This is a genomic window from Chromobacterium indicum (assembly GCF_039708975.1).
GTDB lineage: Bacteria > Pseudomonadota > Gammaproteobacteria > Burkholderiales > Chromobacteriaceae > Chromobacterium > Chromobacterium piscinae.
Window position 1 is genome coordinate 154,912 of record NZ_JAYFSJ010000002.1, and the last position, 21,511, is coordinate 176,422.

Here is a 21,511-nt window from a genome sequence, read left to right on the forward strand (position 1 = left end):
AACTTATTGAAATGATCGGGTATTTCCGGCGGAAATAGCGCCGGCCAACAGCAAGGATTCAATACATGTCGATTCAACAAGATATCCAGCAGACCGTCGCCAACAACGCGGTGGTGCTGTTCATGAAGGGTTCCGCCCAGTTCCCGCAGTGCGGCTTCTCCTCGCGCGCGGTGCAAATCCTGAAAGCCTGTGGCGTGGACAACTTCCTGACCGTGGACGTGCTGCGCGATCCGGACATCCGCCAGGGCGTCAAGGATTTCTCCAACTGGCCGACCATCCCCCAGCTGTACGTGAAGGGCGAATTCGTCGGTGGTTCGGACATCATGTACGAGATGTTCCAGAACGGCGAACTGCAGGATCTGCTGAAAGACCTGTAAGCTTTTCCAGCAACCCGGCCCCGGCCGGGTTTTGCGTTTTGGCGGCCATCCGCGTTAGAATGATGCCCCATACCATCCACGGCAGCCTTGCGGCTGCCGCTGTCATATGTATTGAAAGCTGTTTGCCATCGCGGGCAAGCAGCTTTTTGCCAAGGTAGGGAGCCGAAATTGAACATCACCATCGTTGATCATCCGCTGGTACAGCACAAGCTGGGTCTTTTGCGCGAAGCCGACACCAGCACCATGAAGTTCCGCCAGCTGACCCAGGAGCTGGCCCGCCTGCTCGCCTACGAAGCCACCCGCGATTTCGAACTGGAAGCCGTCACCATCGACGGCTGGTGCGGCAAGATCGACGTCAAGCAGATCAAGGGCAAGAAAGTCACCGTGGTCCCCATCCTGCGCGCCGGCATCGGCATGCTGGACGGCGTGCTTGACCTGGTGCCTTCGGCCAAGATCAGCGTGGTGGGCCTGGCCCGCAACGAAGAGACGCTGGAGCCGGTGTCCTACTTTGAAAAATTCGTCGGCAACCTGGACGAGCGCATCGCCATCATCATCGACCCGATGCTGGCCACCGGCGGCTCGCTGATCGCCACCATCGACCTCCTGAAGCGCAATGGCTGCAAAACCATCAAAGCCGTGGTGATGGTGGCCGCGCCGGAAGGCGTGAAGATCGTCAACGACGCCCACCCGGACGTGCAGCTCTATGCCGCCTCGCTCGACAGCCATCTGAACGAGCACGGCTACATCATCCCCGGCCTCGGCGACGCCGGCGACAAAATCTTCGGCACCAAGCAGGCCTGAGCGCCATGCACCCAATCAGCCGCCCGTTGCTTCCGCAGCCGGCGGCTTTTTTGCAAGCCCGCAAGGATGAAGGATGAACGTCATGGATGACCGCTACGCCGCGATAGACGCCGACTTTCTCGCCCGCTTCCCGGGCGGCTTTCAAGACCCTGACTGGCAGACGCTGGCGCGCAGACACAAAAGCTACGCCAAGGCCGAGGCGCTGTGCCAGAGCGAACTGACCCGCGCCAAGCTGGACACGGCGCTGGCCAGCGGCAAACTGGCCGACGCCACGCACGCCTGCCGCCAGATCATCTCGCTGGCCACCACGGTCAGCACCTTCGAGAAGATCGCCTTCCGCAACTACATGGACAACCGCGACCTGAACCTGCCCTTCGTCCAGGCCTTGCGCGACGTGCTTCATGATTTCGGCCCGGACAGCTTCGCCGCCTATGTCGACACGCTGGCGATGGCGCGGATGGACCCCAAAGCCAACGCCGCCAAATGGCCGATCGTCAGCTGCTTTCTGGCCTGCTTCGATCCGCAGCTCCACGTCTGCATCAAGCCGACGACGGTGAAGAAAGTGGCGGCGCGGCTGGGCGTGGACATCCATTACCAACCGAAACCGAACTATGAATGCTACGAGGCGGTGCAGCGGATGGTGCTGGATTTCCGCAGCCGCAGCATGGTGGCCGCCGATGTGGACAATACGCTGGCGCAGGCGGTGATGTATTGCGCCGTGTGAAGACTACAAGATTACAAAACCAAAACAAGGAAGAATGATGATGCAACAACTCAAGCTGGCGGTGTCCGGCGCCCAGATCCTGTTCGTCGCCTTCGGCGCGCTGGTTCTGGTGCCGCTGCTCACCGGCCTGAATCCGGCGATGGCGCTGCTCGGCGCCGGCCTCGGCACCCTGCTGTTCCAGGTCTGCACCGGCCGCCAGGTGCCGATTTTCCTCGGCTCCTCCTTCGCCTTCATCGGCCCCATCATCTACTCCATCCATACCTGGGGCCAGGGCGCGACCATGTTCGGCCTGTTCGCCGCCGGCTTCATGTACTTCGTGTTCGCCGCCGTGGTGCGCTGGCGCGGCATGGCGCTGGTCAACAAGCTGCTGCCGCCGGTGGTGATCGGCCCGGTGATCATGATCATCGGCCTATCGGTCGCCACCGCAGCCTCCGGCATGGCGATGGGCCAGGCCGGCGGCAAGCAGGTGTTGCCGTATGAAACTTCGCTGCTGCTGGCCGCCATCTCGCTGGCCACCACCATCGTGGTGTCCATCTACGCCCGCGGCATGTTCAAGCTGGTGCCGATTCTGGCCGGCGTCGTCGTCGGCTACATCGCCGCCGCCTTCCTCGGCGCGGTGGACTTCGCCAAGCTGGCCGCCGCGCCGTGGTTCGCCGCGCCCGCCTTCCACAGCCCGGAGATCAACTGGGCGGCGGCGGCCTTCATGCTGCCGGTGGCCATCGCCCCGGCCATCGAGCACATCGGCGGCGTGATGGCCATCGGCGGCGTCACCGGCAAGGACTACACCAAGACCCCCGGCCTGCACCGCACGCTGGCCGGCGATGGCCTGGGCGTGTGCGTGGCCGGCCTGATCGGCGGCCCGCCGGTCACCACCTACGCCGAAGTGACCGGCGCGGTGATGATCACCCGCAACTTCAACCCGGTGACCATGACCTGGGCGGCGGTGTTCGCCATCTGCATGGCCTTCTTCGGCAAGTTCAACGCGCTGCTGCAGTCCATTCCGATGCCGGTGATGGGCGGCATCATGGTGCTGTTGTTCGGCACCATCGCCTCCATCGGCCTGAAGACGCTGATCGAGGCCAAGGTGGACCTGATGGAGCCGCGCAATCTGGTGATCATCTCGGTGGTGCTGACCGCCGGCATCGGCGGCCTGACTTTGAAGCTGGGCGATTTCGCGCTGTCCGGCGTCGGCCTGTGCTCTTTGCTGGCCATCATCCTGAACCTGATCCTGCCGCGCCAGGCGGCCAGCCATGACGGCATCGTCGAGGGACAAGACATCTAGCGCGGCTTCAACACGTTTACATAAACTATTGGATTTAAAAATCTTTCACAACTGGGCACACGTCAATGCGCCTGACAAGGTCTACACTGGAAATCAGCGCCGCGGCCCTACGCCGCGGCGCGGTAGACCGTAGCCAAACTGCTGCCCAAACCAGCAACACCTGCCCACAGCGGCTTGACGCGGCCTGATTCCAAGCCAAGAACAAGGAAGAAAGCCATGTTGAAAACCCTCGTTGTCACCGCTCTCGCGCTTTTGACGCTTTCCGGCTCCGTCATGGCCGGCGATGGCCTGTCCGTGATGTGGGCGATGCGCGGCAGGATGGACGCCCAGCTGCATGGCCAGCCGGCGCCGATGATTCCGCAAAACAACTCCATCCCATCCGACGGCTGAGCGCAGTCACGCCGCCGGCCCGCCGGCGGCGCTCTCATACATACAGCTCGCCCCGCTCCACCGCCAGCTCCAGCCGCTGGATGAACCACTGCATCGCCCGCCCCGGCTGTTCCTGCTTCCAGGCGAAGCACATCGGCGGGAAGCTTCCGCTTTCCTCTTCCGCCTTTTCCACCAGTTCGCCGCGGTCCAGATGGGCTAGCACGTGCGAGCGCGGCAGGTGGCCGGTGCCCAGTCCCGCGACGATGGCTTTCAATTTCGCCTGGCTGCTGTGCACGGTCAGCACCTGCTGCCCTTCCAGCAGGCCGCCGGTTCTCGCCGGCAGCCGGCGGGAGGTGTCGCCCACCGCCACCGCGCGGTAGCGGCGCAGCGCATGCGGCGGCACCGGCTCCGGCTCGTTCGCCAGCGGATGGCTGGCCGCGGCCACCAGCACGAAATCGTAGTCGCCGATGTCGCGGGTGAAGTAATCCCCTGGTGGCGGCTGGTTGGGCGCGCCTATCACCAGGTCGGCGCGGTCGTCGTACAACGCATCCCATATGCCGCCAAAGCTTTCGCGGATGAAATGCAGCCGCGTGTCCGATTGCAACAGATCGAAATCGGCGATGGTCGGCAACAGTTGTTCGAAGCCGACCAGGTCGCCGACCACGATGCGCAGCCTGTCCTCCCAGCCCTGGGCCTGCTTGCTGACCCGAAGCTCCAACTGGCGCGCCGCGTCCAGCAGGTGGCGGCCATCCTTCAACAAGCGCTCGCCGGCCGGCGTCAGCCGCGCGCGGTGGCCGCTGCGGTCGTAAATGGCCACGCCCAGGCCCTGCTCCAGCTTCTGCACGGTATATGTCAGCGCCGAAGGCACTTTGAACAACGCCTCGGCCGCCGCGGCGAAGCTGCCGTGCTGTTCGATCGCATCCAGCACCTGAATCGCTTCCAGAGTCAGTTTCATCGCCACACCTAATTCAATTTTTTTGAATGTATCGTTCGGTTCTTTCCGATTTTATCGCAGAGATGTCCGTCCTAGAATGGTATCCGTAACAAGAAGCCAGCGATACTCGAAATAAGACATCAATATTTTTGATGCATAAGCGAAAGCTGGCAATCCACACACTGAAAGGAAACCACCATGCTGAAGCAAACCGCCATCGCCGCCCTGTCCCTGATCCTGCTGTCCGGCGCCGCCATCGCCGGCGAAGGCAACGACAATATGAAAGCCATGCGCGACCGCATGGATGCCCAGCTGCAAGGCCAGTCCCAACAGCAAGTGCAACAACAGGCTCCGGCCCAGAAGTAAGCGCCTCCCACTGGCAAGACAAACGCGCCGCGGACCGGATGGTCCGCGGCGCGTTTTCTCATACCCGCACCACCTTCTTCAGACGCGGCCGCCGCGCAAGCGTCCCATCAACAGGGCATCGTGGTAAGCGCCGTCGCGGAACGAGTGCGCGCGCATCCTCGCCTCCTCCACGAAGCCGAAACGGCGGTACAAGGCTTGCGCCGCCAGATTGTCGGGATAAACCGTCAACTCGATCCGCTCGAAACCTATCCAGTTGTCGGCCAGGTCCAGCAAGGCCGCCATCAGCAGCTTGCCGACGCCGCGCCCCTGCCAGCCGCGGTGCACGACAATGCCCAGGCCGGCAATATGCGACAAGCGCTCATCATCGAGGCGCCACAAGCCGGCGCTGCCGGCCATCTTGCCCCCATCCGCTTCGCAGACCAGTTGATAGCGGCCGGCTCGCAGCAAACCATCCATTCTCGCCCCCAGCTTCCACTCCGATGGATAGGGCAGTTGCAGCGTATTGCCATAAACGCTGGCGTCGGCATAGAGCTCGCTCAGCGCCGCCGCGTCGCCCAGCTCCAGGTGGCGGATGCGGAATTCGCTCATCGCGCCCCCTCCTCTCGCAAGCGCGCCATCGCCAGCACGTCGTGGTAGGCGCCGTCGCGCAGCGCGTAGGCGCGCATCCTGGCTTCCTCGACGAAGCCGAACTTGCGGTACAGACGCTGGGCGCGGGCATTGTCGGCGAACACCGTCAGCTCGACGCGGCGCAGGCCCAGCCAGTCGTCGGCCTGCTCCAGCGCCGCGGCCATCAGCAGCGAGCCTATGCCCAGGCCGTGCAAGCCGGCGTCGACGCCTATGCCCAGCTCCGCCGCGCGCAGCAGACGCTCGCGGCCCAGCGGTATCAATCCGGCCCAGCCCCGCGCCCGGCCGTCGCCGTCGACCGCCACCAGCACGACCCTGCCATGCTCGTTTTTCTGCAGCCACTCGCGCCGCCTGCTCAAGGATGGCCAAGGCAGGCCCAGCATGGCTCCGAACACGGCCGGGTCGCTGAACATCGCGTTCAAGGCCTCGGCGTCGGACGGCTCCGCATGGCGGATTCGATAGTCGCTCATGGCTCAGCCCTCCGCGGCCAGTTCAGCCGGCCCATCACCAGCACATCCTCCAGCTTGCCGGCGCGCAGCTGTTCCTGGCGCAGCCGTCCCTCGTATTCGAAGCCGAACTTCTCGTACAGCGCGATGGCGCGGGCATTGTCGTGGATCACCTTCAACTCGATGCGGATCAGGCCCAGCCAGTTGTCGGCCAGATCGACGACGGCGCGCATCAAGGCCCCGCCGACGCCCTTGCCCTGCCAGTCGTCGCGCACCACCAGGAACAGGTCGGCGCTGTGGCGCACCCGCATGCCTTCGTTGACGATCAGTCCGGCCGAGCCAACCACTTCACCATCGGCACAGGCCACCAGGTGATGGATGTTGGCCGGCCGCTCATTCAGTTGCTTCTCGGTGACGGACAGGGGCTGGTGCGGCAACTGCAAAGTATCGGGATAAACGCCCGGCGCGGTCTTGATGCGGTGGATGGCGGCGGCGTCGGACGGTTCGACGGAACGGATCAGGTAAGACTGGGACATGATGGTCTCCTGGGAGCCATGGCGGACAGGCTCTGAGTTGATGGGCACAGGCGGGATCGCCGTCAGGCCCGGCAGATCATCATGCCAAATAACTATTGTGCATTGCAATATAATTTTTATGCAGACAAGTAATGCCCCGGCGTCTCCCCGAAGCAGCGGCGGAAAGCGACGATGAAGGCGCTGCTGCCGGCATAGCCCAGCTCCGCCGCGCAGTAGCTGACAGACCGCCCCTCGGCCAGCAGCGCCCTGGCCCGAAGCATGCGCAGCCTCTCGCGCCACTCGGCGACGCCCATGCCGGTTTCCGCGCGGAAATGGCGGATCAGGCTGCGCCGCGACATGCCCACATGACCTGCCCAGCGCTCCAGATCCCAATCCAGCGACGGATCATGCAGCAGCGCTTCCGCCAGTTTGCGCAGCGCCGGATGGCTGGGCCAGGCCAGGCTGGCAGGATAGGGCTCGGCCCAGGCCAGCTCGTCCGCCAGAACCCCGATCAGCCGCCGGGCGGGGTCCGCGTCGGCCTGCGCCGGCCAGGCGCCCAGCCGCTGGAACACGCCCTGCAGCAGCGGCGAGGCCCGCCACACGCGCAGGTCCGGCGGCAGATCCGGCAGCCAGGCGGCATCCAGCTGCAGGCTCCAGCCGCGCAGCTCGCCATGATAATGCGCGCCATGCGGCATGCCAGGCGGAATCCAGCCGACGCAACCGCCCGGCAGCAGGATACGCCGACTGTCTGCCTCCAGCTCCAAAGCGCCTTCGCTGGCCCATGCCAGCTGCCCCTCGGCGTGGACATGGCGCGCGGTCTGATCGCCGGCGCCGCGCCGCAGCGCCGCCACCGTCAGTCCCGGCAGAATGGCTCGCTCCATATTGGCCCTTTATAGATATCTATTGGCACTATATGGAAAGCAGGCCAATCCTGCCAGCGCGATACTGGGCGCTCATTCCACGCAAGGAGTTAGCCATGAAACATGTACAGCACACCGAAGCCCTGTCCGCGATCAACCGCAAAGTCATCGCCGACGGCGAGACGCTGCCGGCGGTGAAGCTGCGCGACGGCAGCACAGTGCAAACCGGTACCGTCGCGGCCATGCTGGTCAACATCGCCGCCTACAACCAGGGCGAGCGCGGCGAAGTGGAGCGCCAGCTGGAACTGGCGGTGCCGACGCTGTTCAAGGTGGGCCTGTTCGATCTGTTCCCGCCCGAAGAATGGATCCGTGCCGGCAATCCCGGCCGCCAGCTGGTCGGCAAAATGGCCAGCCGCTGGCAGGCTGGCCAATCGAACAACACATAGGCATATTTCTGCGCCGCCCCAGCCCCTCGCCTCCGCTTTGGCGTTAAGCTGTAGCCTCGAATCGACAGGAGCGGAACATGCTGATGCAAAGACAGGAAGCCGGCCTCTTGGTAGTGGACATCCAGGACAAGCTGTTGCCGGCGGTGCATGATGCGGAGGGGCTGCTGGCGCGCAGCCGCTGGCTGATAGGCGTGGCACGCGACCACGGCCTGCCCATTGTGTTTTCCGAGCAATACCCTCGCGGCCTGGGCGGCACGCTGGCCGCGCTGCGGGAGGCCGCGCCCGACGCGCAGACGGTCGACAAGCTGCATTTCTCCTGCGTGGCGGCCGACTGCCTGCCGCCGGCATTGACGGAAAAGAAGCAGATCATCGTCTGCGGCATGGAGGCGCACGTCTGCGTGCTGCAGACCGTGCTGCAGTTGCTGGCCGTCGGCAAGCGGGTCTTCGTCGTCGCCGACGCGATCTCCAGCCGCAAGCCCGCCGACATCGAACTGGCGACGGCGCGGATGCGCGCGGCCGGCGCGGTCATCGTCAGCCGCGAGATGGTGCTGTTCGAGCTGCTTGAGAAATCGGGCGGCGACCACTTCAAGGCGATGAGCCATCGCTACCTGCTGGGCGATCAACCCTAACGTCTGCTCGCGGTCTTTCGAACGGCCCCAAACGCAAAAGCCCGCCGGAAACGGCGGGCTTGCTCATGGAAAGCGCGGATTGCGCCAGCGGGCTTACCAGATGCCCTTTTCCACCTTGGCGGCCAGTTCCGGATACTTGTCCGCCTTGAACTCGGGCGCGGCGACGCCGGCCTTCAACTGGCGCTGGTAATCGCCCAGCACGGTGAAGAAGTAGCGCGACAGCAGCACGATGGCCACCAGGTTGATCAGCGCCATCAGGCCCATCGCCAGGTCGGCCATGTCCCACACCAGCGGCAGGCTGGCCAGCGCGCCGAACAGCACCATGGCCAGCACCACCAGGCGGAAGCCCAGCAGCGCGCGCTTGTTGCTGCGGATGAACTCGACATTGCCCTCGGCGTAGGCGTAGTTGCCCAGGATGGACGAAAACGCGAACAGGAACATCGCCACCGCCAGGAAGGACACGCCTATCGGGCCGAACTGCGACTCGACGGCCTTCTGCGTCAGCGCCACGCCGCTCAGGCCCTGATCATGCACGCCGGACAGCAGGATGATGGCCGCGGTGGCGGTGCACACCACCATGGTGTCGATGAACACGCCGAACATCTGGATCGCGCCCTGGCTGGCAGGATGCTTGGAAGTGGCCGTCGCGGCGGCGTTCGGCGCCGAGCCCATGCCGGCCTCGTTGGAGAACAGGCCGCGCTTGATGCCCAGCATCATCGCCTGGCTGACCGCGTAGCCGGCCACGCCGCCGGCGGCCTGCTCCAGGCCCAGCGCGCTCTTGACGATCAGCACCACCAGGCCCGGCAGCTCCGCCGCGTGGATGGCCAGCACGTAGAAGGCCATCAGCAGATAGATCAGCGCCATCACCGGCACCAGCCATTCCGCCACCCGCGCCACCGAACGCACGCCGCCGAAGATCACCGGCGCGGTCAACAGCACCAGGCCGACGCCCACCGCGTAGCGGTTCCAGCCCCAGGCGCCTTCGGTCGCGGCGACGATGGAGTTGGCCTGCACCGCGTTGAACACCAGGCCGAAAGCCAGGATCAGGCACAGCGCGAACAGCACGCCCAGCCAGCGCAGGCCCAGGCCTTTCTGGATGTAATAGGCGGGGCCGCCGCGGAAGGTGTCGTCATGGTGGCTGGTCTTGAACAGCTGGGCCAGCGTCGACTCGACGAAGGCGCTGGACATGCCGAGCAAGGCGGTCAGCCACATCCAGAACACCGCGCCGGGTCCGCCGGCGGCGATGGCGATGGCGACGCCGGCGATGTTGCCGGTGCCTACCCGGCTGGCGAGGCCAGTGGCGAAGGCCTGGAACGGCGAGATGTCATTCTTGCTGACATGGCCGCCGCGGCCGCCCATCATTTCGCGCCAGCCGCGCGAGAACAACCTCAGCTGCAGCAGGCCGGAACGCAGCGAGAAATACAGGCCCACCGCCAACAGCAGGGCGATCAGCACCTTGCCCCACAGCACGTCGTTGACGGCATTGATCAAAGAATGAAGCAACTCCATGGTTTTCCTTGTTGTCCTGAGCGTATCGGCGTCCCCGGCGCGAAGCCGCGGGACAATCTCCCGGTCTGACGCCGGGTGAAATCATTGCGAGCGGCCGCAGGGCCCCCGTTTCATGCTGCGCCTAACAAAATAGAAGGATAGGCAGGCCGGCGGAGGGCCGCGCGCGGAATGGCTCGAGTGGGGGGAAAGTCACACTGGCAGGGATGTCAGCCGCATCATTCCGCCCTGGGCGGGCTGGAATGCGCAAAAATCTAGCAATAAAGTTCCCATGCTGACAATCAAAAATAAGTAAACGAATTGCAAACAGACTGTCTGAAAAATGTATTCGGGGGAACGCTTAGCCGCCCTATCCAAATGCTAAGCTGAAGCATTCGGCCCGAATCCGGCCATCCGGATGGCCCGCCGACACAGGAATCGAGGCTCGGATGAAGTCCCTGCTCTGGTGCGTGTTGCTATTGGCCGCCGCGGCCGCCCTGGCCGCCGACAAGCCGCCCTGGCGGCTGGCGGCGGACGCCAATTTCGAGCCATACAGCTATCTGTCCGACGATATGGAGCCCCAAGGGCTGGACGTGGAGCTGGTCAGCGCGGTGATGCGCGAAACCGGCCAGCCTTTTCGCATCAGCCTGCTGCCCTGGGAACGGGTGAAACAGCAACTGGCGCTGAAAGAAGCTGACGCCGGCTTCGTGTTCACCGGCACTCTGGAGCGCCGCGCGCAGTACGATCTGGCCGGCCCGCTGCGCAAGGGCCAGACGGTGTTCGTCGCCATGAAGCGCAACCCGCTGCAGGATTGGCGCGGCCTGGACGATCTCAAGCCCTATGTGATCGGCCAGGTGCGCGGCTACAGCTACGACACCGAATTCGACAAAGCCCCGCTCACCCGAGACGACCACGCCGGCTCGCCGCGCCAGCTGGTGGCGATGCTGCTGGCCGGCCGGGTGGACGTCATCGTGGGCGACAAGGTGCAACTGATGTACTTCGTTCAGGAACAAAAGGCGGCCGGCCTGGTGAGAGTGCTGCCCAGGCCGCTGGTGGAAATGCCGCGCTACGTGGCCTTCGCCAAGGGCGATCCGCGCGCGCGGCAATTCGAAGCGGCGCTGAAACGGCTGCAGCAGAGCGGCGCGCTGCAGCCGATATTCCAGCGCTGGGCGCAATGAACGTTAGCCGCGCGCCGGCAGCAGATCCAGCCTGTCGGTGCACAGGCTGTCCACGCCCCAGGCCAGCAGGCGGCGCGCGTCGGCCGGATCGTTGACCGTGTAGCACAACAGCTGGTAGCCGGCGGCCTTGATGTCGCGCGCCAGCGCCTCGGTCAGTGTCTTGTGGTCGCAATGCAGCGCCACGCAATCCAGCTCCGCCAGGATGGCGCGCCAGTTCACCGGAACCTCCTCGCACAGAAAGGCGCGCGGCAACGCCGGCTCGGCGGCCTGGGCCGCGCGCAGCGCGTCGATCTCGAACGAGGACAGCAAGGGCGGCACCGCCGCGCCGGCCCATAGCCGCGCGGCTTCTTGCGCCACCAGCCGGCCGGTTTCCTCGAAACGCCCTGGGCAGGGCTTGATCTCGATATTCAGCAGCATGCCCTGCGCCAGGCAATGCGCAGCCACATTGGCCAGCGTCGGCAATGCCTCGCCGGCGAAAGCCGCGCCCTTCCAGCCGCCGGCGTCCAGCAGCGACAGCTCGGCCATGGTCTTGGACTTGGCTTCGCCCTGGCCGTTGCTGGTGCGGTCCACGGTGTCGTCGTGCAGTAGGAAGCAGACGTTGTCAGCCGACAGCTTCACGTCGCATTCGGCGGCGCGGTAGCCGTAGCGGATGCCCTCGCGGAAGCCGGCAATGGTGTTTTCCGGCGCCAGCGTGCCGCCGCCGCGGTGGGCGACGAACTCAGGATACGGCCAGGCTTGCTTGGGATGCTGCGGCATGCTCGATTCTCCTCTGTGTTTCCGCGTCGAACAGGTGCAGCGATTCGGCGCGCACCGTCACTTCCAGCCGGCTGCCCGGCTCGGGCCGATGGCCGTGGGCCAGCCGCGCCACCACGTTCTGCCCGGCCAGCAGGCCGTACACGTAATTATCGGCGCCCAGCATCTCCACGCTGTCCACCCGCAGGCTCAGCGCCTCGCCGCCCTCCCCCGCCGCGCGCAGATGCTCGGGACGGAGGCCGGCCTTCAGCTTGCGGCCGGCCAACGCCGGGTTGGCCGCCGGCAGAGGCAGCGACACGCCGTCGCCCAGCAGCAGCCGCTCGCCGCGCTCGTCCGCCTGCGCGTCGAACAGATTCATCCCCGGCGAGCCCATGAAGGCGGCGACGAAGGTGGTGGCCGGCCGGTCGTAGATCTCGTCCGGCGCGCCGATCTGTTCGATATGGCCCTTGTTCAGCACGATGACGCGGTCGGCCAGCGTCATCGCCTCCACCTGGTCGTGGGTCACATACAGGCTGGTGGTGGCCAGCCGGCGGTGCAGGCGCTGGATTTCCAGCCGCATCTGGCCGCGCAACTTGGCGTCCAGATTGGACAGCGGCTCGTCGAACAGGAACACCGCCGGCTCGCGCACGATGGCGCGGCCCATCGCCACCCGCTGGCGCTGGCCGCCGGACAGCTCGCGCGGCTTGCGCTGCAGCAGCTGCTCCAGCTCCAGCACCGCCGCCACCTTCAGCACCCGCTCCATCACCTCGGCCTTCTTCAGGCCCTTGAGCTTGAGCGCGTAACCCATGTTTTCCGCCACCGTCATGTGCGGATACAACGCGTAGTTCTGGAACACCATCGCGATGTCGCGGTCTTTGGGCTCCAATTGGTTGACCAGCCGCTCGCCGATGCGGATCTCGCCGTCCTCGGTGCTCTCCAGCCCGGCCACCATCCGCAGCAGCGTGGATTTTCCGCAACCGGACGGACCGACGATGACCACGAACTCGCCGTCGGCGATCTCCGCCGAAATCTCTTCCAGCACCCGGCGCTCGGCGCCGGGATAGCGCTTGGCGATATTCTTCAGACTCAGTTTTGCCATTTGGCGCTCTTTCTCATTTCTCGTTGTCCACCAGGCCCTTGACGAACCAGCGCTGCATGCCGATCACCACCGCCAGCGGCGGCAGCAGGGTCAAGAGCGCGGACGCCATCACCAGATGCCACTGCACCGCGCCCTCGCCCAGCATGCCCTTGATCGCGATCACCGAGGTGGACATCGCCGGATCGTGGGTGACCAGGAGCGGCCACAGATACTGGTTCCAGCCGTAGATGAAGGTGATCACGAACAGCGCCGCGATATTGGTGCGCGACAAGGGCAGCACCACGTCGATCATGAAGCGGATCGGCCCCGCGCCATCCACCCGCGACGCTTCCATCAATTCCTTGGGCAGCGTCATGAAAAACTGCCGCAGCAGGAAGGTGGCGGTGGCGGACGCGATCAGGGGCAGCGTCAGGCCGGTGTAGCTGTTGATCAGCCCCATCTTGGTCACCACCTCCACCGTCGGGAAGATGCGCACCTCCACCGGCAGCATCAGCGTGGCGAAGATCAGCGCGAAACCGGTCTTGCGCAAGGGGAAGCGGAAATAGACGATGGCGTAGGCCGACAGGAAGGAAATCACGATCTTGCCGACCGCGATCAGCATCGCCATCACAAAGCTGTTCCACAGCGTGCGCGCCAGCGGCACCGCCAACCCGCCGCTGCCGTTCCACAGCACGGTGGCGAGGTTGGTCCACAGCTGGCTGCCGGGCAGCAGCGACAGCGGCACCCGCGTCACCTGATCGGCGTCCTGGCTGGCGGCGGCGAACATCAGATACAAGGGGAAGGCCACCACCAGCATGCCCGCGATCAGCATCGCGTGGCAGAACAGGTCCAGCCCTTTGCGGTTCTCCACCATCAGTACTGCACCTTTCTTTCCACGTAACGGAACTGGATCAGCGTCAACAGGCCAACCACCGCCATCAACACCACCGATTGCGCGGCCGAGCTGCCCAGGTCCAGGCCCTTGAAGCCTTCCAGGTACACCTTGAGGATCATGGTCTCGGTGGACTTGCCCGGCCCGCCGCCGGTGGCCGCGTCGATCACCGCGAAGGTATCGAAGAAGGCGTACACCAGGTTGACCACCAGCAGGAAGAAGCTGGTCGGCGACAACAGCGGAAACACCAAGTCGCGGAAGCGGCGCAAGGGTCCGGCGCCGTCTATCGCGGCGGCCTCGATCAAGGACGCCGGTATCGCCTGCAGGCCGGCGTAGAAGAACAGGAAGTTGTAGCTGATCTGCTTCCAGGCCGAGGCCAGCACCACCAGCAGCAGCGCCTGGCCGCCGTTGAGCGCGTGGTTCCACTCGTAGCCAGCCTCGCGCAGCAGATAGCTGATCCAGCCCAGGCTGGGGTTGAACAGGAACAGCCACAGCACCGCCACCACCGATGGCGCGATCGCGTACGGCGCGATCAGCACCGTCTGGTAGACGCGCTTGCCGCGCGTGATCTGGTTGGCCATCACCGCCAGGATCAGCGCGCTGCCGGTGCCCAGCAAGGTCACCAGCGCGCTGAACAGCAGCGTGGTCTGGATGGTGCCCAGATACAGCGGGTCATGAAACAGCAGGCTGAAATTGGCAAGGCCGACGAACTGGCTGTCCAGGCCGAACGGGTCCTGCTGCTGCACCGACTGCCACAGCGCCTCCAGCGCGGGCCACAGGAAGAAGATCAAGGTGATCGCCAGCTGCGGCGCCATCAAGGCGAAGCCCAGCCAGCGATTGGAAAAATGAATGCGGTTCTGCATGCGTGGACTCTATCGAGAAAAACGGGCGGCCTTGCGGCGCGCCCGTTTCCGGAGGGATCAGTTGGCGGTTTTCTCGAAGCGGCGCAGCAGCTCGTTGCCGCGCTGCGCGGCGCTGTCCAGCGCGGCCTTGGCGGTTTTCTTGCCGGTCCACACTTCTTCCAGCTCCTCGTCCATCACGGTGCGGATCTGCGGCATGTAGCCCAGGCGCAGGCCGCGGGTGTAGGACTTGGGCGGCTTGTTCTGCATCTGGCGGGTGGCGATATCGGCGCCCGGGTTCTTGTCGTAGAAGCCCTGCTTGCGCGACAGATCGTAAGCCGCGGTCACTACCGGCAGGTAGCCGGTGTCCTGGTGCCACTTGGCCATCACTTCCGGCGAGATCAGCATCTTGAAGAAGCGGGCCACGCCCTTGTACTCGGCCGGGGACTTGCCGGCCATCACCCACAGGCTGGCGCCGCCGATCAAGGCGTTTTGCGGCGCGCCCTTCACCGCCGGATCGTAGGGCATCATGCCCATGCCGAAGTTGAACTTGGCGTTCTTGCGGATATTGGCCAGCGAGCCGGAGCTGCCGGTCATGATGCCGCACTCGCCGCTGTAGAACTTCAGCGTGGCCTCGTCCTTGCGGCCGGCGTAGCTGAAGGTGCCGTCCTTGGCCATTTTGGCCAGGAATTCGATGTGCTTGACCTGGGTCGGGCCATTGAACTGCAGCGTGGCGCCGGCGCCGCCGAAGCCGTTGTCCAGGCTGGCGAACGGCAGGCTGTGCCAGGCGCTGTAATTCTCCAGCTGCACCCAGCCCTGCCAGCCGGTGCTGTAGCCGCAGCGCATGCCGGAAGCCTTCAGCTTGGCGGCGGCGGCGGCCAGTTCCGGCCAGGTCTTGGGCGGCGCGTCCGGCAGGCCGGCCTTCTTGAACGCGTCCTTGTTGTAGTACAGCACCGGGGTGGAGCTGTTGAACGGCAAGGACAGCAGATGGCCGGTCTTGGCGTCGCTGTAATAGCTGGCCACCGCCGGGATGAAGGCTTTCTCGTCCAGCTTCTCGCCTGCGTCGGCCATCACTTGGTATACCGGCTTGACCGCCTTCTTGGCCTGGATCATGGTGGCGGTGCCCACCTCGAACACCTGGACCACGGCGGGCGCGTTGCCGCTGCGGTAGGCGGCGATGGCCGCGGCCAGAGACTCGTCGTACTGGCCCTTGTACACCGGCACCACCTTGTAGTCCTTCTGGCTGGCGTTGAACTGGGCGGCGATGGCGTTGACGCGGTCGCCCAGCGAGCCTTCCATCGAATGCCAGAACTGGATTTCGGTGGCGGCCTGCGCCGGCAGGGACAGGGCCAGCGTCAGCGGCGCGAGCGCGGCGGCGCGGCGTAAGGTGGGGGACAGGGCTCGGGACATCGGCTTCTCCATTTATCGTTATGGCGGCTGGCATTCACGCGGCGGATTGTGGCCGGGCAAAATGACAGTATCGTTACGATAATATGACATTAAATTTGCATCAAGACGCAAAAATGGAATGAAGCCGCAAAAAAAGCGCGCCGTGCAGGCGCGCTTTTTTGTTTTTCCTTCGCTTTCTTACTGATAGCTGAGCTTGTCGGCCTTGCCCCAGAACACCCGGTAAGCGAAGGCGGTGTAGCCGATGATGCAGGGCAGCACCACGATGGCGCCCCACAGTATCACCCATAGCGCCTCCGGGTCCGCCGCTGCCTGCCAGATGGTCATCTTGCCCAGCACCACCTCGGGAAACACGCTGTAAGTCAGGCCCCAGAACGACAGCAGCACGATGCCGACGCTGGCGGCGAACGGCAGCCAGCAGAAGCTGTCGTTGCCGGCGGCCTGGCGGCGGGCCAGCCTGGGCAGGCAGGCGATCAGCAATACGAACAGCGCCAGCGTGCCCAGCGGCAGCGGCAGCAACAGCAGGAATTGCGGCAGCGCGAACCACTTGGCGGCGATGGCCGGATTGGCCAGCGGCGTCACCAGCGACACCGCCACCACCGCGGTGCCGGCGCCGTACAGGCTCAGCTGCGCCCAGCGTATCGCCTTGGCCTGCAAGCCGCCATGGGTCTTCATCACCAGCCAGCAAGCGCCAAGCAGCGCGTAGGCCAGCGCCAGGCCGATGCCCACCACCAGCGAGAACAGCCAGGAAGTGGAGGTGTCGGCGAAGCCGGTCAGATAACGGCCCAGCATCACGCCCTGGGCCAGCGCCGCCAGCATCGAGCCGCCGGCGAAGGCCGCGTTCCACCACGGCTTGTGCGGGTCCTGCGCCTTGACGCGGAAGTCGAAGGCCACGCCGCGCAGGATCAGCCCCACCAGCATCGCCAGCACTGGCAGGTACAGCGCGCCGAACACCACGCCGTGCGCCAGCGGGAAGGCCACCAGCAGCAGGCCCGCGCCCAGCACCAGCCAGGTTTCGTTGGCGTCCCAGAACGGCCCGATGGACGCGATCATCAGATCCTTTTCCTCGTCGCTGGCCAGCGGCAGCAGAATGCCGACGCCGAGGTCGAAACCGTCCAGCACCACGTACACCAGCATCGCCAGCGCCATCAACCCGGCGAATACCGCCGGCAGGTAATAAGCCTCGCTCATGCCAGTTTCTCCTTCAGTTGGGCGGCGGCCGCCAGTTCAGGCGCGCCGGCCTTGCGCGCCAGATGGAACAGCACCGAGATATAGGCCGCCAGCAGCAGCGCGTACAAGGTCAGATAGGTGCCCAGCGAGGTGAACAACATCGGCGCGGTGGCCGCCCCCGCCGCCTGCGCGGTGGTGAGGATGCCGGTCACCAGCCAGGGCTGGCGGCCGATCTCGGTGACGAACCAGCCCGCCAGCGTGGCGATCCAGCCGGAGAAGGTCATCGCCACCAACAGGCGCGCCAGCTTGGGGTTCAGTTCGCCGCGCTTCTTCAGCTGCCAGGCGGCCAGCCACGACGCCAGCAACATCAGCCCGCCCATCGCCACCATCACGCGGAAGCTCCAGAACACCTTGGCCACCGGCGGATGCTGCGCGAACTCGTTCAAGCCCTTGATCTCGCCGTCCCACTGGTGGGTGAGGATCAGGCTGCCCAGCTGCGGCACGCCGATGGCGTAATCGTTGCTGCGGGTTTCGGCGTTGGGCAGCGCGAACAGCAGCAGCGGCACGTCCTTCTCGGTATGCCAGATGCCCTCTATCGCCGCCAGCTTGGCCGGCTGGTGCTTCAGCGTGTTGAGGCCATGCATGTCGCCGACGAACATCTGCAGCGGAATCAGCAGCGCGGCCAGGAACACGCCGGTCTTCAAGGCCACCATCATGCCGCGCCCGCGCTCGCCGCGCAGGTAACGGTAGGCGGACAGGCCCGCGATCAGGAAGGCCACGGTCAGGCCGGAGGCCAGCAGCATGTGGGTCAGCCGGTACGGCATCGACGGGTTGAAGATGACGTCAATCCAGCTGAGCACATGGGCGCGGCCGTCGCGCATCACGTGGCCGGTCGGCGTCTGCATCCAGGAATTGAGCGCGATGATCCAGAACGCCGACAGCGTGTTGCCGCCCGCCACCAGCAAGGTGGACAGCGTGTGCACCTTCTCCGGCACCCGGCTCCGCCCGAACAGCATGATGCCGAGGAAGCCCGCCTCCAGGAAGAAGGCGGTCAATATCTCGTAGGCCAGCAGCGGACCGGCGATATTGCCCACCGTCTGCATATAGCCCGGCCAGTTGGTGCCGAACTGGAAGCTCATCGTCACGCCGGACACCACGCCCAGCGCGAACGACAGCGCGAAGATCTTCACCCAGAAGCCATAGGCGTCCATCCAGCCCTGATCGCCGGTCTGGCGGAAACGCACCTTGAAGAACAGCAGCACCCAGGCCATCGCGATATTGATGGTGGGAAACAGGATGTGAAAGCTGATATTGGTGGCGAACTGGATGCGCGCCAGCGTGACGGGATCGATTTCAGTCATCATTCGGCATGCTCCCGATCATGATCGCGGTTGCCCAGGCGGGACAGGGATTGGGTGAGCTGCAGTACCTTCTGCACTTGCGAGCCCAGCTTCATCAGCCGCTGCAGGGTTTCCACGTCCATGTGCTGGATGTCGGAGAACCAGGTGGTGACCAGTTCGATCAGCTGGTACATCTCCTTCATCCTGGCCTGCGCGTGCTGCTCGGCTTCGCTGGCCGGGCTTTCCATGATCGCGCCGCGCAGCATGGTCAGCGTCGGCTCCACCTCGCGCTTCTTGCGCTCCTCGGCCAGGGTCTTGAAGATCAGCCACACGTCCTCCGGCGTGGAGAAGTATTCGCGGCGGTCGCCGGGAAAGTGCTGCAGCTTGACCAGCCGCCACGACTGCAGCTCTTTCAGCCCCATGCTGACATTGGAGCGGGAACAGCCTATCGCCTCGCCGATCTCGTCGGCGTTCAGCGGTTTTTCCGATACGTACAACAAGGCGTAGATCTGGCCGACGGTGCGGTTGATGCCCCAGCGGCTGCCCATCTCGCCGAAGTGCAGCACGAAGGCCTGCACCAGAGGTGGAATATTCATGACATTCTCAACTTTCAGGAATTTCTGAAACTTTGATATGAATCATAGTTGCCGAATATAGTTCGGGTCAAGATGAACAAAGTCTGATCTGTAGGCTTGACCGCAAGCCATCGTCATGAATAAGGCCGCAAAAAAGGCCATGCATGGCATGGCCTTGATCGTGAAAACCCGCGCTTTGATGCCGTTGGCAATACGCCGCGCCCGCGTTTCAGCGGCAGGCCGCGCGCGCCAGCGCGGCTTGATTGGCGGCGCTTCGCTGCCCGTCCGCCCGACTCCCGATAGCTCTCCTCGCCTTGCCGGATGCCCGCCTCGCAAGCAGCGCGCCCCCGCTCCATCCTTCGAACAGGTTTAGACAATGCCAGCCGCCGGCGCAAACCGGAGCCGTTAAAATGAATCGGGGTTGTCGAAGCTTACCTCTTCGACAACCCCGTTCAAGGGCGGCTTTGCCGCTCTCATCCTCCCCTTTGCAGACTGGCGCGCGGGTCTCCCGACCCTGCTCACAGCTCCGGATGCATAAAGCAAACAGCGTGCCAGCCCGCACTACGTTTGAAAACATCGTTTCAAACAAACATATCAAGGCCTTGCGTCAAAAATTGCACCATTACGGTGCAAGGCCGATTAAAAACGCACCAATATGAAACATTCGTTAACACTTGCTGTCAGTTTAATGAATGCCGTCCACTAGAACTGTCATCTTTAGCCCTTATCCTAGACGGACAGGCAACACACATAACAAGGAGAATGACCATGACCCCGTTCCAGGACCTGCTGCAAACCCTGCCAGCCACCGACGGCATCGAAGCCATCGTCTTGCTCAACCCGGAAGGCGAAGCGATGCATCGGCTGGAAAACCTGCCCGGCACCGCCGGCTCGCTGCGCGTCTACCACGCGCTGGTCAAACGCCACGGCCACATCGACCGCAAGGCCGCGCGCGAGGGGCTGGAGCTGTTCGCCGAACACACCGCCTCCGCCCGCGCCCATCCCGGCAGCCATCCCAATATCGACCGCCTGCTGGCCATCGCCGAACAAGGCGCGCCCGGCTTGCGCGCCCGCCTGGTGCTGAAGGCCGAAGACTGAGTCACCGCAGCGCCATCAGCCCGAACCCCGCCGCGATCGACACCGCGGTGCTCACCAGGCCCGGCACGATGAAGCTGTGGTTGAACACCCAGCGCCCGATGCGGGTGGTGCCGGTGTAGTCCATCTCCACCGCGGCGATCAGGCTGGGATAGCTGGGCAGCACATAGACGCCCACCACCGCCGGATAAATGGCGATCAGCACCGGCGCCGCGATGCCCAGCGACACCCCCAACGGCATCATCACCTTGGTGGTGGCCCCCTGGCTGAACAGAATCACCGCCATCGTGAATACCGCGAAGGCGAACAGCCACGGCGCCGATTCGATGATGCCGACGATGTTGTGCTTGAACAGCGGCAGATTGGCCTGGATGAAGGTGTCGCTCATCCACGCCGCGCCCAGGATGGTCACCGCCGCCACCGCTCCGGAACGGAACATGCTGCCCGAAACCATGGCCTGCAGATCCGCTTTGCACGCCAGCACCGCCAGCGCGGAATAAGCCAGCATGCACATCTGGATCACATCCACCATCGCCACCGGCTCCATGCCCTTGGCGCCAGGCCAGGCCGGCCGCAGCTGCGGCATGGCGGCCAGGCATACAATCAGCGCCACGGTGAGCAGGAAACCGTATACCGACCAGGCGGCGGTGCGCGGCAAGGCCTCGTCCGAGCTGGTTTGCGGCCGGCTGACGCGCCCTTCTTCCAGCCTGCGGCGGTAGACCGGGTCGTCAGCCAGCTCGCAGCCGTAGCGCAACATGACCGCGCCGCCGGCCAGCGCGCCCAGCAGCGTCGCCGGGATGCTGATCATGATGATGTCGGTCAGCGCGACGCCGTGCGGCGCCAGCACCGTGGCCAGCGCCACGGTGGCGGCCGATACCGGGCAGGCGACGATGGCGTTCTGCGACGCCACGGTCAGGCCGGCCAACGGCCGTTCCGGCCGGATGCCGGTCTTCTCGGCCACTTCCACCACGATGGGCATCAGCGCCAGCGCGATGAAGCCGGTGCCGGCGAGGAAGGTGGACAGCCAGCCCACCAGCGGCGCCAGCAGCACGATGTGGCGGGGATTGCGCCGCAACAGCCGCGCGGCCACGCCCACCATGTAATCCAGCCCGCGCGCCGATTGCAGCGCCGCCGACGCGGTGATGACCGAGATGATGATCAGGATCACGTCTATCGGCGCGTGGCCTGGCTTGAGGCCGAAGACGAAGGTCAGGATGAACAGGCCGGCGCCGCCGGTGACGCCCAGCCCGATGCCGCCCATGCGCACGCCGAGGAAGATCAGCCCCAGCACGACTACGAGTTGCAGGTATACCATGATGCGACTTTCTGCATTGTCAGGCTCATATT

25 protein-coding genes are annotated in these 21,511 nt (G+C 64.8%); 10 read left to right on the plus strand and 15 right to left on the minus strand.

Annotation, left to right across the window (positions count from 1 at the left end):
- The first annotated feature begins 65 nt into the window (after window positions 1-65).
- The 5 genes from grxD to VA599_RS03340 all read left to right on the plus strand — a co-directional run bounded on the left by grxD (window position 66) and on the right by VA599_RS03340 (window position 3,574).
- Window positions 66-377, plus strand: coding sequence for a Grx4 family monothiol glutaredoxin (gene grxD / locus VA599_RS03320; protein WP_346787668.1), 312 nt, complete (start codon window positions 66-68; stop codon window positions 375-377).
- A 168-nt stretch (window positions 378-545) separates the two neighbouring features.
- Window positions 546-1,178, plus strand: coding sequence for a uracil phosphoribosyltransferase (gene upp, locus VA599_RS03325; RefSeq protein ID WP_021476648.1), 633 nt, complete (start codon window positions 546-548; stop codon window positions 1,176-1,178).
- A 73-nt stretch (window positions 1,179-1,251) separates the two neighbouring features.
- The gene (locus tag VA599_RS03330; protein ID WP_346787669.1) at window positions 1,252-1,902 is read left to right on the plus strand and encodes a hypothetical protein; all 651 of its coding nucleotides are present in this window, start codon (window positions 1,252-1,254) and stop codon (window positions 1,900-1,902) included.
- Window positions 1,903-1,942: 40 nt separating this feature from the next.
- A complete protein-coding gene (locus VA599_RS03335; protein ID WP_152526890.1) occupies window positions 1,943-3,184 on the plus strand; it encodes a uracil-xanthine permease family protein in 1,242 nt (413 codons plus the stop codon).
- Window positions 3,185-3,400: 216 nt separating this feature from the next.
- Entirely contained in the window at window positions 3,401-3,574 is a 174-nt protein-coding gene (locus VA599_RS03340) for a hypothetical protein (protein ID WP_231151190.1), read from the plus strand.
- 34 nt (window positions 3,575-3,608) lie between these two features.
- On the opposite strand, the gene VA599_RS03345 is transcribed toward VA599_RS03340, so the two are convergent.
- A complete protein-coding gene (locus VA599_RS03345; protein WP_021476652.1) occupies window positions 3,609-4,508 on the minus strand; it encodes a LysR family transcriptional regulator in 900 nt (299 codons plus the stop codon).
- Between the two features lie 177 nt (window positions 4,509-4,685).
- Between VA599_RS03345 and VA599_RS03350 the strand changes: the two genes are divergently transcribed.
- Complete coding sequence (locus VA599_RS03350) at window positions 4,686-4,853, plus strand: hypothetical protein (protein ID WP_166440142.1); 168 nt, start codon at window positions 4,686-4,688, stop codon at window positions 4,851-4,853.
- Window positions 4,854-4,931: 78 nt separating this feature from the next.
- On the opposite strand, the gene VA599_RS03355 is transcribed toward VA599_RS03350, so the two are convergent.
- From VA599_RS03355 to VA599_RS03370, 4 genes are all read right to left on the minus strand, one after another.
- Complete coding sequence (locus VA599_RS03355) at window positions 4,932-5,441, minus strand: GNAT family N-acetyltransferase (protein WP_346787670.1); 510 nt, start codon at window positions 5,439-5,441, stop codon at window positions 4,932-4,934.
- Window positions 5,438-5,947 carry a GNAT family N-acetyltransferase gene (locus VA599_RS03360; RefSeq protein ID WP_104947933.1) on the minus strand — a complete coding sequence of 170 codons (510 nt, stop codon included), beginning with the start codon at window positions 5,945-5,947 and terminating at the stop codon, window positions 5,438-5,440. The genes VA599_RS03355 and VA599_RS03360 overlap by 4 nt, the downstream gene beginning before the upstream one ends.
- The gene (locus tag VA599_RS03365; RefSeq protein ID WP_021476656.1) at window positions 5,944-6,459 is read right to left on the minus strand and encodes a GNAT family N-acetyltransferase; all 516 of its coding nucleotides are present in this window, start codon (window positions 6,457-6,459) and stop codon (window positions 5,944-5,946) included. Before VA599_RS03365 ends, VA599_RS03360 begins: the two co-directional genes overlap by 4 nt.
- A gap of 116 nt (window positions 6,460-6,575) precedes the next feature.
- Window positions 6,576-7,319, minus strand: coding sequence for a helix-turn-helix transcriptional regulator (locus VA599_RS03370; protein ID WP_346787671.1), 744 nt, complete (start codon window positions 7,317-7,319; stop codon window positions 6,576-6,578).
- Between the two features lie 95 nt (window positions 7,320-7,414).
- On the opposite strand from VA599_RS03370, the gene VA599_RS03375 reads away from it, so the two are divergent.
- Both VA599_RS03375 and VA599_RS03380 read left to right on the plus strand, forming a co-directional pair.
- Window positions 7,415-7,744: a DUF7709 family protein gene (locus tag VA599_RS03375; RefSeq protein ID WP_346787672.1), complete on the plus strand. Its 330-nt coding sequence runs from the start codon at window positions 7,415-7,417 to the stop codon at window positions 7,742-7,744.
- A gap of 77 nt (window positions 7,745-7,821) precedes the next feature.
- Window positions 7,822-8,373: a hydrolase gene (locus VA599_RS03380; RefSeq protein WP_346787673.1), complete on the plus strand. Its 552-nt coding sequence runs from the start codon at window positions 7,822-7,824 to the stop codon at window positions 8,371-8,373.
- A gap of 93 nt (window positions 8,374-8,466) precedes the next feature.
- Here VA599_RS03380 and VA599_RS03385 read toward each other — a convergent pair whose 3' ends face one another.
- On the minus strand, window positions 8,467-9,882 hold the full coding sequence (locus VA599_RS03385) for an alanine/glycine:cation symporter family protein (RefSeq protein WP_021476660.1): 1,416 nt from the start codon (window positions 9,880-9,882) through the stop codon (window positions 8,467-8,469).
- Between the two features lie 425 nt (window positions 9,883-10,307).
- Between VA599_RS03385 and VA599_RS03390 the strand changes: the two genes are divergently transcribed.
- Entirely contained in the window at window positions 10,308-11,036 is a 729-nt protein-coding gene (locus VA599_RS03390) for a substrate-binding periplasmic protein (protein ID WP_021476661.1), read from the plus strand.
- A 3-nt stretch (window positions 11,037-11,039) separates the two neighbouring features.
- Here the strand turns inward: VA599_RS03390 and ugpQ are convergent, their stop codons facing one another.
- The 8 genes from ugpQ to VA599_RS03430 form a co-directional block, all read right to left on the minus strand.
- On the minus strand, window positions 11,040-11,792 hold the full coding sequence (gene ugpQ, locus VA599_RS03395; protein WP_346787674.1) for a glycerophosphodiester phosphodiesterase: 753 nt from the start codon (window positions 11,790-11,792) through the stop codon (window positions 11,040-11,042).
- Window positions 11,755-12,867, minus strand: coding sequence for a sn-glycerol-3-phosphate import ATP-binding protein UgpC (locus tag VA599_RS03400; protein ID WP_346787675.1), 1,113 nt, complete (start codon window positions 12,865-12,867; stop codon window positions 11,755-11,757). The genes ugpQ and VA599_RS03400 overlap by 38 nt, the downstream gene beginning before the upstream one ends.
- Before the next feature lie 13 nt (window positions 12,868-12,880).
- Complete coding sequence (ugpE, locus tag VA599_RS03405) at window positions 12,881-13,720, minus strand: sn-glycerol-3-phosphate ABC transporter permease UgpE (protein WP_346787676.1); 840 nt, start codon at window positions 13,718-13,720, stop codon at window positions 12,881-12,883.
- Window positions 13,720-14,601: a sn-glycerol-3-phosphate ABC transporter permease UgpA gene (gene ugpA / locus VA599_RS03410; RefSeq protein ID WP_021476665.1), complete on the minus strand. Its 882-nt coding sequence runs from the start codon at window positions 14,599-14,601 to the stop codon at window positions 13,720-13,722. The genes ugpE and ugpA overlap by 1 nt, the downstream gene beginning before the upstream one ends.
- Window positions 14,602-14,658: 57 nt before the next feature.
- A complete protein-coding gene (gene ugpB / locus VA599_RS03415; protein WP_021476666.1) occupies window positions 14,659-15,987 on the minus strand; it encodes a sn-glycerol-3-phosphate ABC transporter substrate-binding protein UgpB in 1,329 nt (442 codons plus the stop codon).
- Window positions 15,988-16,164: 177 nt separating this feature from the next.
- Window positions 16,165-17,175: a cytochrome d ubiquinol oxidase subunit II gene (locus tag VA599_RS03420; protein WP_021476667.1), complete on the minus strand. Its 1,011-nt coding sequence runs from the start codon at window positions 17,173-17,175 to the stop codon at window positions 16,165-16,167.
- Entirely contained in the window at window positions 17,172-18,518 is a 1,347-nt protein-coding gene (locus tag VA599_RS03425) for a cytochrome ubiquinol oxidase subunit I (RefSeq protein ID WP_346787677.1), read from the minus strand. Before VA599_RS03425 ends, VA599_RS03420 begins: the two co-directional genes overlap by 4 nt.
- A complete protein-coding gene (locus tag VA599_RS03430) occupies window positions 18,515-19,090 on the minus strand; it encodes a GbsR/MarR family transcriptional regulator (RefSeq protein ID WP_346787678.1) in 576 nt (191 codons plus the stop codon). Before VA599_RS03430 ends, VA599_RS03425 begins: the two co-directional genes overlap by 4 nt.
- A gap of 747 nt (window positions 19,091-19,837) precedes the next feature.
- Here VA599_RS03430 and VA599_RS03435 point away from each other — a divergent pair.
- Window positions 19,838-20,167 carry a DUF2322 family protein gene (locus VA599_RS03435; RefSeq protein WP_021476670.1) on the plus strand — a complete coding sequence of 110 codons (330 nt, stop codon included), beginning with the start codon at window positions 19,838-19,840 and terminating at the stop codon, window positions 20,165-20,167.
- A 1-nt stretch (window position 20,168) separates the two neighbouring features.
- Here VA599_RS03435 and VA599_RS03440 read toward each other — a convergent pair whose 3' ends face one another.
- Complete coding sequence (locus VA599_RS03440; RefSeq protein WP_104947943.1) at window positions 20,169-21,479, minus strand: anaerobic C4-dicarboxylate transporter family protein; 1,311 nt, start codon at window positions 21,477-21,479, stop codon at window positions 20,169-20,171.
- Window positions 21,480-21,511: the final 32 nt, after the last annotated feature.

What these genes read in the sequence shown, in the direction of transcription:
- grxD (WP_346787668.1), top strand. Translation starts at nt 66, where the DNA reads ATGTCGATTCAACAAGATATCCAGCAGACCGTCGCCAACAACGCGGTG.
- VA599_RS03330 (WP_346787669.1), top strand. Translation starts at nt 1,252, where the DNA reads ATGAACGTCATGGATGACCGCTACGCCGCGATAGACGCCGACTTTCTC.
- VA599_RS03335 (WP_152526890.1), top strand. Translation starts at nt 1,943, where the DNA reads ATGCAACAACTCAAGCTGGCGGTGTCCGGCGCCCAGATCCTGTTCGTC.
- VA599_RS03340 (WP_231151190.1), top strand. Translation starts at nt 3,401, where the DNA reads ATGTTGAAAACCCTCGTTGTCACCGCTCTCGCGCTTTTGACGCTTTCC.
- VA599_RS03345 (WP_021476652.1), bottom strand. Translation starts at nt 4,508, where the DNA reads ATGAAACTGACTCTGGAAGCGATTCAGGTGCTGGATGCGATCGAACAG.
- VA599_RS03350 (WP_166440142.1), top strand. Translation starts at nt 4,686, where the DNA reads ATGCTGAAGCAAACCGCCATCGCCGCCCTGTCCCTGATCCTGCTGTCC.
- VA599_RS03355 (WP_346787670.1), bottom strand. Translation starts at nt 5,441, where the DNA reads ATGAGCGAATTCCGCATCCGCCACCTGGAGCTGGGCGACGCGGCGGCG.
- VA599_RS03360 (WP_104947933.1), bottom strand. Translation starts at nt 5,947, where the DNA reads ATGAGCGACTATCGAATCCGCCATGCGGAGCCGTCCGACGCCGAGGCC.
- VA599_RS03365 (WP_021476656.1), bottom strand. Translation starts at nt 6,459, where the DNA reads ATGTCCCAGTCTTACCTGATCCGTTCCGTCGAACCGTCCGACGCCGCC.
- VA599_RS03370 (WP_346787671.1), bottom strand. Translation starts at nt 7,319, where the DNA reads ATGGAGCGAGCCATTCTGCCGGGACTGACGGTGGCGGCGCTGCGGCGC.
- VA599_RS03375 (WP_346787672.1), top strand. Translation starts at nt 7,415, where the DNA reads ATGAAACATGTACAGCACACCGAAGCCCTGTCCGCGATCAACCGCAAA.
- VA599_RS03380 (WP_346787673.1), top strand. Translation starts at nt 7,822, where the DNA reads ATGCTGATGCAAAGACAGGAAGCCGGCCTCTTGGTAGTGGACATCCAG.
- VA599_RS03385 (WP_021476660.1), bottom strand. Translation starts at nt 9,882, where the DNA reads ATGGAGTTGCTTCATTCTTTGATCAATGCCGTCAACGACGTGCTGTGG.
- VA599_RS03390 (WP_021476661.1), top strand. Translation starts at nt 10,308, where the DNA reads ATGAAGTCCCTGCTCTGGTGCGTGTTGCTATTGGCCGCCGCGGCCGCC.
- ugpQ (WP_346787674.1), bottom strand. Translation starts at nt 11,792, where the DNA reads ATGCCGCAGCATCCCAAGCAAGCCTGGCCGTATCCTGAGTTCGTCGCC.
- VA599_RS03400 (WP_346787675.1), bottom strand. Translation starts at nt 12,867, where the DNA reads ATGGCAAAACTGAGTCTGAAGAATATCGCCAAGCGCTATCCCGGCGCC.
- ugpE (WP_346787676.1), bottom strand. Translation starts at nt 13,720, where the DNA reads ATGGTGGAGAACCGCAAAGGGCTGGACCTGTTCTGCCACGCGATGCTG.
- ugpA (WP_021476665.1), bottom strand. Translation starts at nt 14,601, where the DNA reads ATGCAGAACCGCATTCATTTTTCCAATCGCTGGCTGGGCTTCGCCTTG.
- ugpB (WP_021476666.1), bottom strand. Translation starts at nt 15,987, where the DNA reads ATGTCCCGAGCCCTGTCCCCCACCTTACGCCGCGCCGCCGCGCTCGCG.
- VA599_RS03420 (WP_021476667.1), bottom strand. Translation starts at nt 17,175, where the DNA reads ATGAGCGAGGCTTATTACCTGCCGGCGGTATTCGCCGGGTTGATGGCG.
- VA599_RS03425 (WP_346787677.1), bottom strand. Translation starts at nt 18,518, where the DNA reads ATGATGACTGAAATCGATCCCGTCACGCTGGCGCGCATCCAGTTCGCC.
- VA599_RS03430 (WP_346787678.1), bottom strand. Translation starts at nt 19,090, where the DNA reads ATGAATATTCCACCTCTGGTGCAGGCCTTCGTGCTGCACTTCGGCGAG.
- VA599_RS03435 (WP_021476670.1), top strand. Translation starts at nt 19,838, where the DNA reads ATGACCCCGTTCCAGGACCTGCTGCAAACCCTGCCAGCCACCGACGGC.
- VA599_RS03440 (WP_104947943.1), bottom strand. Translation starts at nt 21,479, where the DNA reads ATGGTATACCTGCAACTCGTAGTCGTGCTGGGGCTGATCTTCCTCGGC.